This is a genomic window from Pedobacter gandavensis (assembly GCF_032677645.1).
GTDB classification, from domain to species: Bacteria; Bacteroidota; Bacteroidia; order Sphingobacteriales; family Sphingobacteriaceae; genus Pedobacter; species Pedobacter gandavensis_A.
In genome coordinates this window covers 243612-259528 of sequence record NZ_JAVTSB010000006.1, presented here as the reverse complement: position 1 = coordinate 259528, position 15917 = coordinate 243612, and the positions used below count along the sequence as shown (strand labels likewise).

Below are 15917 nucleotides of genomic sequence, written 5' to 3'. Positions count from 1 at the left end.
TTAAATTACAATAATGGAAAGTCCAGATTACCTAAGTATTAAAAACCTGAAAATCACGATTTTCCAGGCCTATTTATTTTGGGAGAATATTGACAAAAACCTACAAAATCTATCCTTAAGGTTATCATCAGGTGTTAAAGAAAAAACAGACCTGATTGTACTTCCTGAGATGTTCAATACCGGTTTTAGCATGAATACTGAAGCATTAGCCGAGGAAATGAATGGTAAAACCATGCAGTGGATGAATGACATTGCACAAAAATATGAGTGTGTAGTCACCGGCAGTCTGATCATCAAAGAAGACGGCCATTATTATAACAGATTGATCTGGATGCTTCCTGATGGTGGCTACAGTCATTACGACAAAAGACATTTGTTCGGTTTAGGTGAGGAGGATAAAAACTACTCCCCGGGCAAGGATAAAGTCATTGTGGAATTAAAAGGCTGGAAAATCCGCCTCGCCATCTGTTACGACCTCCGCTTCCCGGTCTGGTTACGCAACCAAAATGAAGAATACGACATCCTGTTATTGATCGCCAGCTGGCCTGATAAGCGCGCCATTCACTGGAATGCGCTGATTCCTGCACGTGCGATCGAGAATCAAAGTTATGTAATCGCCGCCAACCGCGTAGGTCATGATGGCAAAGAAGTATACCATAGCGGTCATTCCCAGTGTATCGACCCGATGGGTAAAACTATTTACTATAAACCTGAAGACGAAGATCTTTATACATTCAGCATCGGCTATGAAGAACTGGCAAAAACCCGAAGGGCTTTCCCATTCTTAAAAGACGCTGATAACTTTGAAATTATTTAATTCCTCCCTAAATCTAAGCTCCTATACCAACAATGTTTAACCGTAGAAAATTCATCAAAGCATCTGCGCTTTCGGCTTCCTTATTAGCTATTGATAGAAACAGCGCCGCTGCAATGATCCCAAACCTGTCCACTGAACCTGTAAAACCAATCGTGATCTCTACCTGGGATTTCGGTATTGCTGCCAATCAGGCTGCATGGAAGGTTTTGTCTAAAGGCGGAAGAGCCCTGGACGCGGTAGAACAAGGTGTTCACGTGCCTGAGGCCGATCCAAACAACCAATCGGTAGGCTACGGCGGATTACCGGACAGAGATGGTCATGTAACCCTGGATGCCTGTATTATGGATGATTTAGGTAACTGCGGTGCAGTTGCTGGCTTAGAACACATTATGCACCCTATTTCTGTGGCCAGAATGGTCATGGAAAAAACACCTCATGTAATGCTTGTGGGTGACGGTGCACTTCAATTTGCCTTAGAAAACGGTTTCAAAAAAGAAAACCTGCTGACTAAATCAAGTGAGAAAGCATGGAAAGAATGGCTGAAAACCGCAAAATATGCGCCGGTCATGAATATCGAAAATAAGCTTTACGATAAAGCTGCTCCAACCAGATTACCTGGCAATCAATATAACCACGATACCATTGGTATGCTTGCTTTAGATGCTAAAGGAAACATTTCGGGCGCTTGTACCACCAGCGGCATGGCCTATAAACTATATGGACGTGTTGGTGACAGTCCAATTATTGGTGCCGGTTTATTTGTAGACAATGAGGTTGGCGGTGCCACTTCTACCGGTGTTGGCGAAGAAGTAATCCGTAATGTGGGTAGCTTTTTAGTGGTTGAACTGATGAGACAAGGATACACCCCTGAAGCAGCTTGTAAAGAGGCAGTCATGCGCATCATCAAGAAGAAACCGGATATTGCTAAGAACATCCAGGTAGGTTTCCTTGCACTCAATAAAAAAGGAGAATACGGTGCTTATGCTATTCAGCAAGGTTTTAGTTATGCCGTATGTAACCAAAGTAAGGACGATTTACTGATCCCTGGAAAAAGCTATTACTAATCCCCTATAACCGTATAAAATGATTCAAATGGAAGTATGCGCCAACTCCCTTTCTTCTGCTTTGGCAGCACAGGAAGGTGGCGCAGTAAGGGTAGAGTTTTGCGACAATTTACCAGAAGGAGGTACTACTCCGAGTTATGCACAGCTCAAGCTGGCAAAAGAATTACTGCATATTTTAGTGTATCCGATCATCCGCCCCAGAGGTGGAGATTTCTTATATTCCGACCTGGAGTTTCGCTTAATGAAAGAAGATGTTAAAATCTGTAAATCATTAAATTGCGATGGCGTCGTTATTGGCATCCTTAAGGCCGATGGTAGCATAGATAAAGCTCGCTGTGCCGAATTAATTGAACTGGCAAGGCCGATGAAAATCACCTTTCACCGTGCCTTCGACATGTGCAATGACCTGGAACAAGGTTTAGAAGACCTGATCGAACTGGGGTGTGAAAGGGTATTAACCTCGGGTGCCGCAGCATCGGCCTTAGCAGGTGCAGAAAAAATCAAAGCCTTAATCAAACAGGCGGCTGGAAGAATCAGCATCATGCCTGGTGCAGGTGTTAAAGCGGATAATATTGCGGAAATCATCAGGATTACCGGAGCAACAGAATTCCATGCCTCAGCTAAACATGCCCTAAAAAGCAAGATGCAATTCCGGAATCCAAACCTAAGTATGGGAACCAGCGAAGACGAATTCAGCTATGACCAAACCGATGCCAATACCGTTAAGACCCTAATCCAACTGGCCAACGCTTAGTAATGCTGAAGTCATTACAAACTACTATGATTAATTTCCGATAAATTAATCGACTCAAAATCCTATATTTGCGCCACTGATGAAGCACATACGTAATTTTTGCATAATTGCACATATTGATCACGGGAAAAGCACGCTAGCTGACCGTCTGTTAGAATATACTGGAACCATTACCCAACGTGAGGCTCAGGCTCAACTATTGGATAATATGGATTTAGAACGTGAACGTGGGATCACGATAAAAAGCCACGCCATTCAGATGAATTATAAGGTTGGTGATATTGAATACAATTTCAACCTGATTGATACACCCGGACACGTAGATTTTTCTTATGAAGTTTCCCGTTCCATCGCAGCTTGCGAAGGTGCCTTACTTATTGTAGATGCATCTCAGGGTATTCAGGCACAAACCATTTCAAACTTATACCTTGCTTTAGAGCATGATCTTGAAATCATTCCAATCTTAAATAAAATGGACTTACCAGGTGCAATGCCTGAGGAAGTAAGTGACCAGATTATTGATTTAATCGGTTGTAAACGTGAAGATATTATTCCTGCCTCAGGTAAAACCGGATTAGGTATCCCTGCGATCATCCAGGCTATTGTAGACCGCGTTCCAGCACCACTTGGTGATCCTGAAGCACCTTTACAAGCCTTAATCTTTGATTCTGTTTTCAATCCTTTCAGAGGGATTATAGCTTACTATAAAGTAGTTAACGGTCAGATTAAAAAAGGTGATAAAGTTAAATTTATCAATACTGGTAAACAATATTTAGCAGACGAAGTGGGTATCCTTAAACTGGATATGTCGCCACGTGCGGTAGTTAAAACCGGTGACGTAGGTTATATCATTTCTGGTATTAAAGAAGCTCGTGAAGTTAAAGTTGGTGATACGATTACTACTGTCGACAGACCTTCTTTAGAGTCTATTCAAGGTTTCGAAGAGGTTAAACCAATGGTTTTCGCAGGGATTTACCCGGTGGACACTGATGAGTTTGAAGAACTTCGTGAAGCCATGCACAAATTGCAGTTGAATGATGCTTCTATCGTTTTCGAACCTGAAAGTTCTGCGGCATTAGGCTTTGGTTTCCGTTGCGGATTCCTTGGTATGTTGCACATGGAGATCGTGCAGGAACGTTTAGAACGTGAGTTCAACATGACTGTGATCACCACGGTACCCAACGTATCTTACATTGCAAGAACAACAAAGGGTGAAGAAATTATTGTAAATAACCCTTCAGACTTACCAGATCCAAGTAAACTGGATGCAGTTGAAGAACCATATATTAAAGCAAACATCATTACTAAAGCTGACTTTGTTGGTCCGGTAATGTCACTTTGTATTCAGAAAAGAGGAATTATTGTAAATCAATCTTACCTGACTTCAGACCGTGTAGAGCTTGTTTTTGAAATGCCTATGGGAGAGATCGTTTTCGACTTCTATGACAAGCTAAAAACAATATCTAAAGGTTACGCTTCTTTCGACTATCATCAGATTGGTTACCGTAAATCGGACCTGGTAAGATTAGATATGCTATTGAATGAAGAACCTGTTGATGCTTTATCTTCCTTAATTCACCGTAGCAATGCTTATGATTTTGGAAAGAAAATCTGTGAGAAACTGAGAGAATTAATTCCTCGTCAGCAGTTCGAGATTAAAATCCAGGCTTCTATTGGTGCCAAAGTTATTGCCAGAGAAACACTAAGTGCCTTACGTAAAGACGTAACCGCTAAATGTTATGGTGGTGATATTTCACGTAAACGTAAGTTACTTGAAAAACAAAAAGCAGGAAAGAAACGTATGCGTCAGGTAGGTAATGTGGAAATTCCACAATCCGCTTTCATGGCCGTACTTAAATTAGATTAATAAATAACCACATAAGAATTACATGCAGTTACTTGACGGAAAATTCGCATCAGAGAAAATAAAACTGGAGATCGCAGCAGAAGCTGCCTCTTTTTTAGCAGAGAGTGGCCGAAAACCACACCTGGTTGCAATATTGGTGGGAAATGATGGTGGTAGTGAAACCTATGTTGCCAGCAAAATGAAAAACTGTGAAAAGGTAGGTTTTCAATCTTCCCTGATCAGATACGACAATTCGGTAACAGAGGCAGAATTGCTGCAAAAGATTGAAGAAATCAACCAGGATGCCGGCGTAGATGGACTAATTGTTCAGTTACCCCTTCCTAAGCACATCGATCCTGAAAAAGTAACTGAAACGATTGATTACCGTAAAGATGTAGACGGATTTCATCCGGTAAACCTTGGACGTATGATGAGGAACCTTCCTTGTTTTATCCCTGCTACTCCTTATGGCATCATGTTGATGCTTCAGGCTTACGAGATTGATACTACCGGCAAACATTGTGTGGTAGTTGGCAGAAGTAATATCGTTGGTAGTCCGATGAGTATCCTGATGGCCCGCAATGCCAATCCGGGAAACTGTACGGTAACCTTAACGCACAGTAAAACCACCAACTTAAAAGAGCTGGCTTTACAGGCTGATATTATTGTTGCTGCAATCGGTAAAAAGAACTTTGTAACTGCGGATATGGTGAAGCCCGGTGCAATCATCATTGATGTGGGTATCAACAGAGAAACTTCTACAGAAACCAAATCAGGATTTAAACTGTATGGTGATGTGGACTTTGAAAACGTAGCTCCTAAAGCTTCATGGATCACTCCGGTTCCCGGAGGTGTAGGTCTGATGACGATTGTTGGCTTATTGAAGAACACATTAGCCTCCGCAAAGAAAGAAATCTATTCTTAAGCAGTAATAAACCCATTATATAAAAAGCTCTTTAGTTATCTCAACTAAAGAGCTTTTTTATCCAGCCTTCTTTGAAGCCGATATAGATCCCATCGGATCTTGTTTCAACCGGATAAGTATCGATATAATCCCCTTGTCCTTCAGCCCCTCTTCCCGTTTGCAGGTTATACTCCCAGCGATGTATCGGACAAATCAGGTATCCATTTTTACAGGTTCCGCCACTCAGTATTCCTCCGGCATGCGGACAACTATTCTGAACCGCAAAAACATGATCCTGATGTCTCACCAGGCATAGCTTCTTACCATTCACCTTAATCTGTTCTACAAAGTCCTGCTCAGGGAAGTTGCCTTCCAGTTTATACCACTTTAGCATAGGCCGTAATTAGATAAATGATTAAAAATGAATCTTCTTTTTTCACAGATTGGTCATATAAATCGGCTCAATATACATATAATCCCATTTCCCGTGAATATTTTATTTACCTTTGCCGAATAATATATGGCACACAATATACCAGCAGACGGCACATTACTTCCTTTAATGGAAGAATTTTACACCATACAGGGTGAAGGATTTAACACAGGAAAAGCGGCTTATTTTATCCGTTTAGGAGGCTGCGATGTAGGTTGCCACTGGTGTGATGTTAAAGAAAGCTGGGATGCAGAATTACATCCTTTAACTTCAGCAGATGATATTGTAGCCAAAGCAGAGACCTTTCCAGGTAAAGCTGTAGTGATTACCGGTGGTGAGCCATTGATCTATAACCTGGATTATTTAACTCAAAAACTAAAGGAAAAAAACATCCTGACCTTTATTGAGACTTCCGGAGCTTATCCCCTTTCAGGTACCTGGGATTGGATTTGTCTTTCTCCAAAGAAATTTAAAGCACCCCGTCCAGACATTACGCCATTCGCCAATGAGTTAAAAGTCATTGTATTTAACAAGAGTGATTTTGAATGGGCAGAGCAATATGCAGCTACCGTTTCTGATACCTGTAAATTGTATCTACAACCAGAATGGTCTAAGTCTAAGGAAATTACCCCTTTGATTATTGATTATGTAATGGCAAATCCTAAATGGGAAATTTCTTTACAAACACATAAATATTTAAACATCCCTTAAGCGCGGATACTGATTTTTCGCTATATTTAATTGTACACCATTAACAATAGCGTTTTGAAAAGAATATCTGTTGCGCTTTTTCTGTATTTCCTGATTATTGCCGGCGTTAAAGCCCAGACTTCTACGGTCAGAAAAGCAATGATCAGCTTTGAGGAGGCGCAGGTTCATTTAAATGACAACCACTACACGGAGGCCATTTCGGCTTTAAAAGAAGCGGTAAAGGCCGATCCTACATTTCAGAATGCCATTCTCCAACTGGCAGAACTCAACAGAAGAATCAAATCTTATGAAGAGGCCACAAGCTATTACCGCAGAGCGATTAAATTAAATGCACACCCTGAGCCACGCATGTACTACGGCCTGGCAGAATGTGAGCTTTTTAGCGGCGACTATCCCAATGCCTTACAGCACATCAACTTATTTATCAGTAAATACAGCGGCAATGATCCTGCTTTTCTTGCCAGAGCAAAGAAATATCAGAAGGATTGTGAGTTTGCCATTGAAGCAATTAAAACACCGCAGCCCTATGAGCCAGTTAATCTGGGACCTCAAATTAACACCGCCTACCGCGATTATTTCCCGGCCATTACTGCCGACAACGAGACCCTGATTTTTAGTCGCAATATAGATGGAAACGAAGATTTCTTCCTATCTAAAAAGGTAAATAAGGAATGGAGTACTGCTACTCCCCTGAGTACCAAAATCAACACCTCCCAGTTTAATGAAGGTGCACAATCTATCTCACCAGATGGATCATATCTGTTTTTCACGGGTTGCAACCGTCCGAATGGCCTTGGCCGCTGCGACATTTATCTGAGCCATAAAGAAGGAAGTAACTGGGGAGAACCCTTTAACCTTGGTGCACCGGTAAACAGTGCTTACTGGGAATCTCAGCCGGCCATTAGTCCGGATGGCAATACCCTTTACTTTGTAAGTAACAGACCAGGTGGAATTGGCGGTTACGACATCTGGAAATCCAACCTCAGCGGGGAAGGCGAATGGTCTGCTCCGGTTAATCTGGGTCCGGAAATCAACACCCCTTACGACGAAAATACCCCCTTCTTACATGCAGATGGGAAAACCTTATACTTCTCTTCTGATGGATGGCCTGGAATGGGCAATAAAGACATCTTCATCAGTCGGATGCAAGACAATGGTCATTGGAGTACGCCTTTAAACATGGGCTACCCCATCAATACCTTTAATGAAGAAACTGGCTTAATCGTTAGTCCGAATGGCAGCACAGCCTTTTTCTCTTCCAACCTAAAAGATGGCTACGGAGATATGGACATTTATCAGTTTAAACTTCCTATTGATAAACAGCCTATGCCGATTACTTATGTAAAAGGAGTAGTACGCGATAAAGAGAGTCGTAAGTTTCTGGATGCCAAAGTGCAGGTGGTTAACCTCCTTACTAAACATACCGCTTACAATGACTTTACGGATAAAGAAAACGGCGAATTCCTTGCCGTAATGCCAATAGGCGCCAATTATGCCTTCAATGCCAGTGCAGATGGCTACTTATTTTATTCAGAAAACTATGAGTTGGGTGTAGGCAGCAGAACGCAGCCCTTTCTACTGGAAATCAATCTGGAACGCTTAAAAATCGGCAACAATATGGTGTTAAAGAACATCTTTTTTGCCACCAATGAATACCACTTGCTACCTGCATCGGTTACCGAGCTGAGTACCCTAATTGAACTGTTAAAGAACAACCAAACGGTAGCAATAGAGATTCAAGGTCATACTGATAATGTAGGGAATGACCTTCAGAACGAAAAGCTGTCGTTGAATCGTGCTAAAGCAGTGTATGACGAACTGATCGCACAGCAAATAGATCCTTCCAGATTAAGCTTTAAAGGTTATGGAGAAACGAAACCAATCGCTGGTAATGATACCGAAGAGAAACGTAAACAGAACAGAAGAACATCCTTCCTGATTACTAAGATATAATGCTCCTGACAAGGTTCCTGTAAATAAGAAAAGCGGTTAAATAACCGCTTTTCTTATTCTTACCAGTTTTACCAGCAAATCTTCCAGTAAATCCAGGTGTAACATATTTGCGCCATCTGATTTTGCATTAGCAGGATCAGGGTGAGTTTCAATAAACAGACCATCGGCTCCCACAGCAATTGCTGCTTTAGCAATGGTTTCAATCAGTTCTGGTTTACCACCGGTTACGCCAGAGCTTTGGTTAGGCTGTTGCAGCGAATGCGTACAATCCATGATTACAGGTACACCGAAGGTTTGCATTTCCGGTAATCCGCGATAATCAACAATCAGATCCTGATAACCGAAAGTGTTACCACGATCCGTTAACATCACTCTGTTATTTCCAGACTCTACAATCTTTTCTACAGCGAACTTCATAGAACCCGCAGATAGAAACTGTCCTTTTTTAACGTTTACCACCTTACCTGTTTTCGCAGCAGCGATTAATAAATCGGTTTGGCGACAAAGAAAAGCAGGGATTTGCAATACATCCACATAAGCAGCAGCCATTGCAGCTTCTGCACTTTCGTGGATATCCGTTACTGTAGGCACATTGAAAGTCTTACCGATCTTTTCTAAAATCTTCAAAGCTTTCTCATCCCCGATTCCAGTAAATGAACCACCTTTTGAGCGGTTTGCTTTACGGTAGGAACCTTTAAAAATAAAAGGAATCTCTAACTTATCAGTAATCGTGACAATCTTCTCTGCAATACGCATAGCGATATCCTCCCCTTCAATGGCACATGGTCCTGCCATTAGAAAGAAATTATTTGATTCCTGGTGTTTTAAATTATCTAGTGGAAAATTGATCATTTTTGTGTTTGTAATAATTACGAATGGCTGTTAATTACCTAATTCAGACATGAACTTGATGCGCATCAATTGAATCTCTTCACGGGAATAATCTGCTTCCCCCAATTCTTTCAGTGCTTCATCAATTGAATCGTTTTCGGCAGACTGGAAATAATCGAATACTTCATCCTGACGATCTTCATCAATCAATTCATCTACAAAATAGTTCAGATTTAGCTTAGTACCAGAATTTACAATGGCTTCAATCTCTTTTAAGATATCAAAATAAGTGATCCCTTTAGATTTAGCAATGTCTTCCAGACTAATCTGTCTATCTACATTTTGGATGATAGATACTTTCAGCTGCGATTTATTGGCCTGAGTTTTAATGATCAGGTCAATCGGGCGTTCAATATCATTATCGTCCACGTATTTTTTAATCAGCTCAATAAATGGAGAACCGAACTTCATGGCCTTACCATTTCCAACACCTGAGATCTGTTTCAGCTCATCCATAGCAATTGGATAATGCGTACACATTTCTTCCAGCGAAGGATCCTGGAACACGACGAATGGTGGTACATTCTTTTGCTTGGCGATTTTCTTTCTCAGGTCTTTCAGCAGTTGCAACAACTGGGTATCTAAAGTTCCCGATCCATGTTTCACATCATCCTCATCATCATCAGCCGCGCTTTCTATCGGCTCATTGAGTACAAATTTAAGGCTATATGGATTCTCGATAAAGTCTCTACCATTATTGGTTAGCCTTAAAAGGCCATAATTGTCAATATCTTTAGAAAGGAAGTTGTTTAATACCGACTGGCGGATTAAGGACTTCCAGTAATTTTCTCCTTCTACCATTCCTAAACCGAATTCAGGAATCTTACCATGCTCGTAAGCGATAGTTTGAGCCGTTTCCGATCCGGTAAAGATATTCAGGATATGTGCATCGTCGAATTTCTCGCCGATACGTTGAATCAGTTTCAGTAAAACCAATAGATTGTCTTCCGCTTCAAAAAGTTTCTTAGGCTTTTTACAGTTGTCGCACATACAGTTACAGCCTGTTTCATTGAAGTTTTCTCCAAAATAATGCAGGATCTGCTTTCTGCGGCATACGCCTGATTCGGCATAGTCGATTACTTCTTTCAGAATCTGTGTACCGATTTCACGCTCAGACACTGGTTTATCCTTCATGAATTTCGCCAGCTTATCTACATCTTTCTGTGCATAAAAAGCAATACATACCCCTTCACCGCCATCTCTTCCAGCTCTACCAGTTTCCTGATAATAGCCTTCCATACTCTTAGGTATGTCATGGTGGATCACGAAACGTACATCAGGTTTGTCGATACCCATCCCAAAAGCGATGGTCGCTACAATAACCTCTACATCTTCCATCAGGAATTTATCTTGTGTATCTGCACGTACTTTAGGCTCCAGACCGGCATGATAAGGCAAAGCCTTGATGCCATTCAGATTTAGCGCTTCCGCCACCTCTTCCACCTTTTTACGGCTCAGACAGTAAATGATTCCTGATTTCCCGGTATTGTACTTGATGTACCTGATCATTTCCTTGATGACATCTCTTTTCGGGCGGATCTCATAAAATAAGTTTGGCCTGTTAAAAGAAGATTTAAACAAGGTTGCATCAGACATCTGGAGATTCTTAATGATATCCTGTTGTACTTTCGGGGTGGCCGTAGCCGTTAAAGCAATAATTGGGATATTCTCCCCTAGTCCGCAGATCACCTGTCTGATTTTTCGGTATTCAGGACGAAAATCGTGTCCCCATTCCGAAATACAGTGGGCTTCATCAACAGCTACAAAAGAAATCTTGATCAACTTTAAGAATTCAATGTTATCTGGCTTCGAAAGAGATTCCGGAGCAACATATAACAATTTGGTTTGTCCGCTTAACAGATCACTTTTCACCTGAGTAATTTCCGCTTTATTTAAAGAAGAGTTTAAAAAGTGTGCAATACTGTCGCTTCCACCAAATGCCCTCAACTGATCCACCTGATTTTTCATCAGGGCAATCAGGGGCGATATAACAATTGCAGTACCTTCGCTCATGAGCGCGGGTAACTGATAACATATGGACTTCCCTCCACCTGTAGGCATAATCACAAACGTATTCTTTCCTTCGAGAACATTGGTGATGATAGACTCCTGGTCACCTTTAAAATTATCAAAACCAAAAAAGGTTTGCAAGTTATCAAACAACGACTTTTTCACATCCATTACGCGTATAAAATATTCAGTGCTATATTTACTTCAAAATAACATAATTTTGCACTAATTCAAAGCATCAATATACTAATTAATTCTGTTTGAAAAGTAAAAAAGCTATTATCGAGGACGCAGTCAACACGTTACAACTGGAATCACAATCCATTTTGGGGCTGATTGACCATATAAATGATGATTTTTGCCAGATTATCGACCATATTCTGCATTGTAACGGACGTGTTATAGTCACTGGAATTGGCAAAAGCGCCATTATTGCGCAAAAGATAGTGGCAACTTTCAATTCTACAGGCACCCCATCGAGCTTTATGCATGCCGCGGATGCGGTTCATGGAGACCTTGGAATGATCCAGAAAAACGACATTGTGATCTGTATTTCCAAAAGCGGGAACACGCCTGAGATCAAAGTCCTTGCCCCTTTACTAAAGCAATCCGGAAACCTGATGATTGGCATGGTTGGACAACTCAATTCTGATCTTGCCGTACAGGCAGACCTGATCCTGAATACCACCGTAGAAAAAGAAGCTTGTCCGCATAACCTGGCCCCTACGACCAGCACTACCGCGCAATTGGCTATGGGTGATGCCCTGGCGATTTGTCTGCTGAATGCAAGAAATTTCAATGAAGAAGATTTCGGCAGATTCCATCCCGGAGGTGCTTTGGGAAAACGACTCTATTTAAAATCAGGCGATATCGCTCTGAAAAATCAGAAACCATCCATCCACCCAGCGGCTTCCGTGAAAGATGTCATTATTGAAATTAGTCAAAACCGTTTAGGCGCAGTGGTTGTTATTGAGGCGGATACGATTTTAGGAGTCATTACTGACGGAGATATCAGAAGAATGTTAGAAAAACATACTAATTTAGCCGACATTAAAGCAAGCGATCTCATGAATCCTCATCCTAAAACAATTGAAAAAGATCTTTTAGCCATCAATGCACTGGAAATGATTAAGGAGAATAACATCACTCAATTATTAGTGACCGATGGCGGAGTGTACTTTGGGATGATTCATTTACATGACCTTCTTCAGGAAGGCATAATTTAATACTTTCGAATTAGCATGAATAAAAATAATTACGCGTTAATAATGGCCGGTGGCGTTGGCAGTAGATTCTGGCCTGTCAGCAGAACAGAATTTCCAAAGCAGTTTATCGACTTCTTCGGTATCGGGAAAACCCTGATTCAAAGCACTTATGAACGTTTTTTAAAAGTGTGTCCACCAGAAAACATCTTTGTGGTGACCAACGAGATCTATACAGATATCGTTAAAGAGCAGATTCCTGATCTTCCATCAAATCAGATCCTGGCCGAACCGATCATGAGAAACACGGCGCCTTGCGTTTCGTATGGCTCCATGAAAATCCTTAACCTGAATCCCAATGCAACCATTGTTGTAGCCCCTTCAGACCATACCATTACCAATCAGGATGCATTTATCGCTGCCATTGAGCAGTCTTTAAAAGCAGCATCAGAAAACGACTGCCTGATTACTTTAGGGATCAAACCAAGCAGACCTGATACCGGTTATGGCTATATCCAGTATGTAGAAAATACCCTTCCTACCGACGATCAGATCCACAAGGTGAAAATCTTTACGGAGAAACCCAACCTGGATCTTGCCAAATCATTTATTCAGAGTGGTGATTTCTTATGGAATGCAGGGATCTTCATCTGGTCTGCGAAATCGATCACTAAAGCCTTCGCCAGACACCTTCCGGACATGCATGACATCTTCCTGCAAGGCAATCCGGTTTACAACACCGAAAGAGAAGCCAGCTTCATTAGCGACGCTTATCAGCAGTGCACCAATATCTCTATCGATTTTGGAATTATGGAGAAAGCGGATAACGTATACGTCCTTCCTGCTGATTTTGGCTGGTCAGACCTGGGTACCTGGGCTTCCATCTATGAAATTGCAGCGCATGATTACGTAGGTAACGCGGTGATTCCGGCAGAAAAAGTCATGATGTTTGATTCCTCAAACTGCATGGTCAATGTCCCGAAAGACAAGCTGGTGATCCTTCAGGGCCTTCACGACTATATTGTGGTGGAGTCTAACAACACCCTCATGATCTGTCCGAGAACAGAAGAACAAAACATTAAACAGATTGTTGCCGATGTAAAATCAAAATTCGGCACAAAATATATCTAGTCAAGACTTTACCCTTTTACAAGATACATCCGGATTCTGGCTAAGGCTGAATTCCGGATGTATTGTTTTTAACATTTTTTGCCTCCAAATTTATCATTACAATGACTAAGTACTTATACGGAATTGACTTTGGAACTACCAATTCTGCCCTATCCATCTATGACGATGAAAAACAAGAAATCATCGCTACCATTACCGTTCCTTCTATCCTGTATTTCAAAGATGAGGCAACCGAAACGGATTCACTAACTCATTATGTTGGCGAAGAAGCAATAAACGCCTATATCAATGATGGCATGAAAGGCCGTTTCATGAAATCAGTTAAAAGAGTGCTGCCAAGAACCAGTTTCATTGAAACCCGTGTATTCAGTAAAAAATACAACGCTTCAGACCTGGTGACCTTGATTCTAAAAGACCTGAAACAAAAAGCAGATAAAATCATCGGATACGACTGTCAGAAAGCCATTATCGGCCGCCCGGTTTTCTTTGATGATGAAAGCAGTGCCAAAGATGCCCTGGCTCAGAAACGCTTAAACAAAGCAGCAGAAAGTGCCGGATTTACCAATATCCGTTTTCAGTTTGAACCTATCGGTGCGGCTTTTGCCTACGAACAAACCATTACCAAAAAGGAAAAAGTACTGGTAGCCGATCTTGGCGGTGGAACAACAGACTTCACCTACCTGGAATTAGACCCGGCAAAAGTGGGTAGCAAAGACCGTAAGAACGACATTTTAGCAACCGGTGGTATTTATATTGGCGGAGATAGTTTTGATTCCTCATTCATGTGGGATCAGGGAACCCCTCATTTTGGAAAAGACATCCTTTATGAAGCTGCGCCAGGCAAAATGCTAACCGTCCCTAACTCCTATTTCAGCAATATCTGTTCCTGGGAGCAGATGAATTTCTTCAATGGTATCAAAGTAAGAAACGACATCCAGACGTATTACCATTACTCCAAACAAGATCCGAAATTCAAAAACCTGATCACCCTGACCGATCATAATCTGGGCTATTCCGTGTTTCAATCTATTGAGAAAACGAAAGTGGCCTTATCTAAACAGGAAGAAGCCCCATTTGTGTACAGCAACATGGAAATCGAGATTGATCAGCAGGTAACCCTGGATCAATACAACAAGATTATCCAAAGGGATCTAAGAAAGATCAGCATGTATCTGGAAGAATTTTTAACGAAAAACAAGATCAATCCGGCAGAGATCGACAGTTTATTCCTGACTGGTGGAACCTCTATGGTATCCGCGGTAAAAGATTTGTTCAACAGCAGATTTCCGGAAGTACCTGTCAACTCAGGCGATAACTTTATCAGTGTAGCCAAAGGACTGGCTTATAGCGGATATTTATTCGAAGAAGCATAAAAAAAGGGAGCCTGTTCATTACAGGCTCCCTTAATATCCGGTTATTTTAATATTATGACTGACGTTGTCTGATCGCTTCGTAAAGAATTACGCCTGCTGATACAGAAACATTCAGTGAACTGATCTCACCAATCATTGGGATTTTAGCCAGGTGATTCGCCATTCTCATGATCTCATTTGAAATTCCTTCATCCTCTGCGCCCATTACAATTGCAGTAGGTGCGGTATAATCCGGTGCATAAATCAAATCGTTAGTTTTCTCGGTACAAGCCACAATCTGCAAACCACAGTCTTGTAAATACAAGGCTACTTTATGAAGATTTGGGTGTCTGCAAACCGGGATGCTGAATAAGGCACCTGCCGAAGTTTTAATGGCATCAGCATTGATCTGAGCCGAGTTTTTCGTAGGTACGATGATCGCATGCGCACCAGCACAGGCCGCTGTTCTGGCAATTGCACCCATGTTACGTACGTCAGTGATACCATCCAGGATCAATACCAATGGCACTTCACCTTTCTCATAAACCGCAGGGATAATGTCTTCAATTTTCTGGAAAGAGATGGCAGAAATTACTGCAATCACACCCTGGTGATTTTTCAGCGTCATTCTGTTCAGCTTTTCTACCGGAACACTATGAACAGGTGCATCTACATCTTTCAAAAATCCTTTCAGCTCAACGATTAAATCGCCGCCTAATCCACGCTGAATATAAATACTTTCAATATCTTTACCAGCTTTAATAGCCTCTATTACAGCTCGTATGCCAAATACGAATTCATTATTTTCTTTAGCTCTCGCAGGTCTCCTCGAATGTTCCATCTTTCTTA

General features: G+C 41.5%; 14 protein-coding genes. 10 read left to right on the top strand and 4 right to left on the bottom strand.

Annotated elements, in window-relative coordinates; translation table 11 throughout:
• Window positions 1-13 precede the first annotated feature (13 nt).
• From R2Q66_RS12030 to R2Q66_RS12010, 5 genes are all read left to right on the top strand, one after another.
• Complete coding sequence (locus tag R2Q66_RS12030) at window positions 14-817, top strand: nitrilase family protein (RefSeq protein ID WP_316749219.1); 804 nt, start codon at window positions 14-16, stop codon at window positions 815-817.
• Window positions 818-849: 32 nt separating this feature from the next.
• Entirely contained in the window at window positions 850-1881 is a 1032-nt protein-coding gene (locus R2Q66_RS12025; RefSeq protein WP_316749217.1) for a N(4)-(beta-N-acetylglucosaminyl)-L-asparaginase, read from the top strand.
• A gap of 28 nt (window positions 1882-1909) precedes the next feature.
• On the top strand, window positions 1910-2635 hold the full coding sequence (locus R2Q66_RS12020) for a copper homeostasis protein CutC (RefSeq protein WP_316749214.1): 726 nt from the start codon (window positions 1910-1912) through the stop codon (window positions 2633-2635).
• A 79-nt stretch (window positions 2636-2714) separates the two neighbouring features.
• A complete protein-coding gene (lepA, locus tag R2Q66_RS12015) occupies window positions 2715-4502 on the top strand; it encodes a translation elongation factor 4 (RefSeq protein ID WP_316749212.1) in 1788 nt (595 codons plus the stop codon).
• A 22-nt stretch (window positions 4503-4524) separates the two neighbouring features.
• Window positions 4525-5406 carry a bifunctional 5,10-methylenetetrahydrofolate dehydrogenase/5,10-methenyltetrahydrofolate cyclohydrolase gene (locus R2Q66_RS12010; protein WP_316749210.1) on the top strand — a complete coding sequence of 294 codons (882 nt, stop codon included), beginning with the start codon at window positions 4525-4527 and terminating at the stop codon, window positions 5404-5406.
• 40 nt (window positions 5407-5446) lie between these two features.
• Here the strand turns inward: R2Q66_RS12010 and R2Q66_RS12005 are convergent, their stop codons facing one another.
• Complete coding sequence (locus R2Q66_RS12005; protein ID WP_316749208.1) at window positions 5447-5779, bottom strand: Rieske (2Fe-2S) protein; 333 nt, start codon at window positions 5777-5779, stop codon at window positions 5447-5449.
• Window positions 5780-5905: 126 nt separating this feature from the next.
• Between R2Q66_RS12005 and R2Q66_RS12000 the strand changes: the two genes are divergently transcribed.
• Window positions 5906-6529: a 7-carboxy-7-deazaguanine synthase QueE gene (locus R2Q66_RS12000; RefSeq protein WP_316749206.1), complete on the top strand. Its 624-nt coding sequence runs from the start codon at window positions 5906-5908 to the stop codon at window positions 6527-6529.
• Window positions 6530-6583: 54 nt separating this feature from the next.
• Window positions 6584-8482, top strand: a complete 1899-nt coding sequence (locus R2Q66_RS11995; protein ID WP_316749204.1) for an OmpA family protein — start codon at window positions 6584-6586, stop codon at window positions 8480-8482.
• Between the two features lie 36 nt (window positions 8483-8518).
• Here R2Q66_RS11995 and kdsA read toward each other — a convergent pair whose 3' ends face one another.
• Window positions 8519-9334, bottom strand: coding sequence for a 3-deoxy-8-phosphooctulonate synthase (kdsA, locus tag R2Q66_RS11990; protein ID WP_316749203.1), 816 nt, complete (start codon window positions 9332-9334; stop codon window positions 8519-8521).
• A 30-nt stretch (window positions 9335-9364) separates the two neighbouring features.
• Entirely contained in the window at window positions 9365-11554 is a 2190-nt protein-coding gene (recQ, locus tag R2Q66_RS11985; protein ID WP_316749201.1) for a DNA helicase RecQ, read from the bottom strand.
• Between the two features lie 89 nt (window positions 11555-11643).
• Here recQ and R2Q66_RS11980 point away from each other — a divergent pair, with 89 nt between their 5' ends.
• The 3 genes from R2Q66_RS11980 to R2Q66_RS11970 all read left to right on the top strand — a co-directional run bounded on the left by R2Q66_RS11980 (window position 11644) and on the right by R2Q66_RS11970 (window position 15089).
• Complete coding sequence (locus R2Q66_RS11980; RefSeq protein WP_316749199.1) at window positions 11644-12609, top strand: KpsF/GutQ family sugar-phosphate isomerase; 966 nt, start codon at window positions 11644-11646, stop codon at window positions 12607-12609.
• 15 nt (window positions 12610-12624) lie between these two features.
• Window positions 12625-13716: a mannose-1-phosphate guanylyltransferase gene (locus tag R2Q66_RS11975; protein WP_316749197.1), complete on the top strand. Its 1092-nt coding sequence runs from the start codon at window positions 12625-12627 to the stop codon at window positions 13714-13716.
• Window positions 13717-13817: 101 nt separating this feature from the next.
• On the top strand, window positions 13818-15089 hold the full coding sequence (locus R2Q66_RS11970; protein ID WP_316749195.1) for an Hsp70 family protein: 1272 nt from the start codon (window positions 13818-13820) through the stop codon (window positions 15087-15089).
• A gap of 52 nt (window positions 15090-15141) precedes the next feature.
• Here R2Q66_RS11970 and rlmB read toward each other — a convergent pair whose 3' ends face one another.
• A complete protein-coding gene (gene rlmB / locus R2Q66_RS11965; RefSeq protein ID WP_316749193.1) occupies window positions 15142-15909 on the bottom strand; it encodes a 23S rRNA (guanosine(2251)-2'-O)-methyltransferase RlmB in 768 nt (255 codons plus the stop codon).
• Window positions 15910-15917 lie beyond the last annotated feature (8 nt).

Bases quoted from the DNA above. Each gene is read 5' to 3' on its own strand.
- R2Q66_RS11970 (WP_316749195.1), top strand. From the start codon at position 13,818: ATGACTAAGTACTTATACGGAATTGACTTTGGAACTACCAATTCTGCC.
- R2Q66_RS11975 (WP_316749197.1), top strand. From the start codon at position 12,625: ATGAATAAAAATAATTACGCGTTAATAATGGCCGGTGGCGTTGGCAGT.
- recQ (WP_316749201.1), bottom strand. From the start codon at position 11,554: ATGGATGTGAAAAAGTCGTTGTTTGATAACTTGCAAACCTTTTTTGGT.
- kdsA (WP_316749203.1), bottom strand. From the start codon at position 9,334: ATGATCAATTTTCCACTAGATAATTTAAAACACCAGGAATCAAATAAT.
- R2Q66_RS12020 (WP_316749214.1), top strand. From the start codon at position 1,910: ATGGAAGTATGCGCCAACTCCCTTTCTTCTGCTTTGGCAGCACAGGAA.
- R2Q66_RS12000 (WP_316749206.1), top strand. From the start codon at position 5,906: ATGGCACACAATATACCAGCAGACGGCACATTACTTCCTTTAATGGAA.
- rlmB (WP_316749193.1), bottom strand. From the start codon at position 15,909: ATGGAACATTCGAGGAGACCTGCGAGAGCTAAAGAAAATAATGAATTC.
- R2Q66_RS12005 (WP_316749208.1), bottom strand. From the start codon at position 5,779: ATGCTAAAGTGGTATAAACTGGAAGGCAACTTCCCTGAGCAGGACTTT.
- R2Q66_RS12025 (WP_316749217.1), top strand. From the start codon at position 850: ATGTTTAACCGTAGAAAATTCATCAAAGCATCTGCGCTTTCGGCTTCC.
- R2Q66_RS12030 (WP_316749219.1), top strand. From the start codon at position 14: ATGGAAAGTCCAGATTACCTAAGTATTAAAAACCTGAAAATCACGATT.
- lepA (WP_316749212.1), top strand. From the start codon at position 2,715: ATGAAGCACATACGTAATTTTTGCATAATTGCACATATTGATCACGGG.
- R2Q66_RS12010 (WP_316749210.1), top strand. From the start codon at position 4,525: ATGCAGTTACTTGACGGAAAATTCGCATCAGAGAAAATAAAACTGGAG.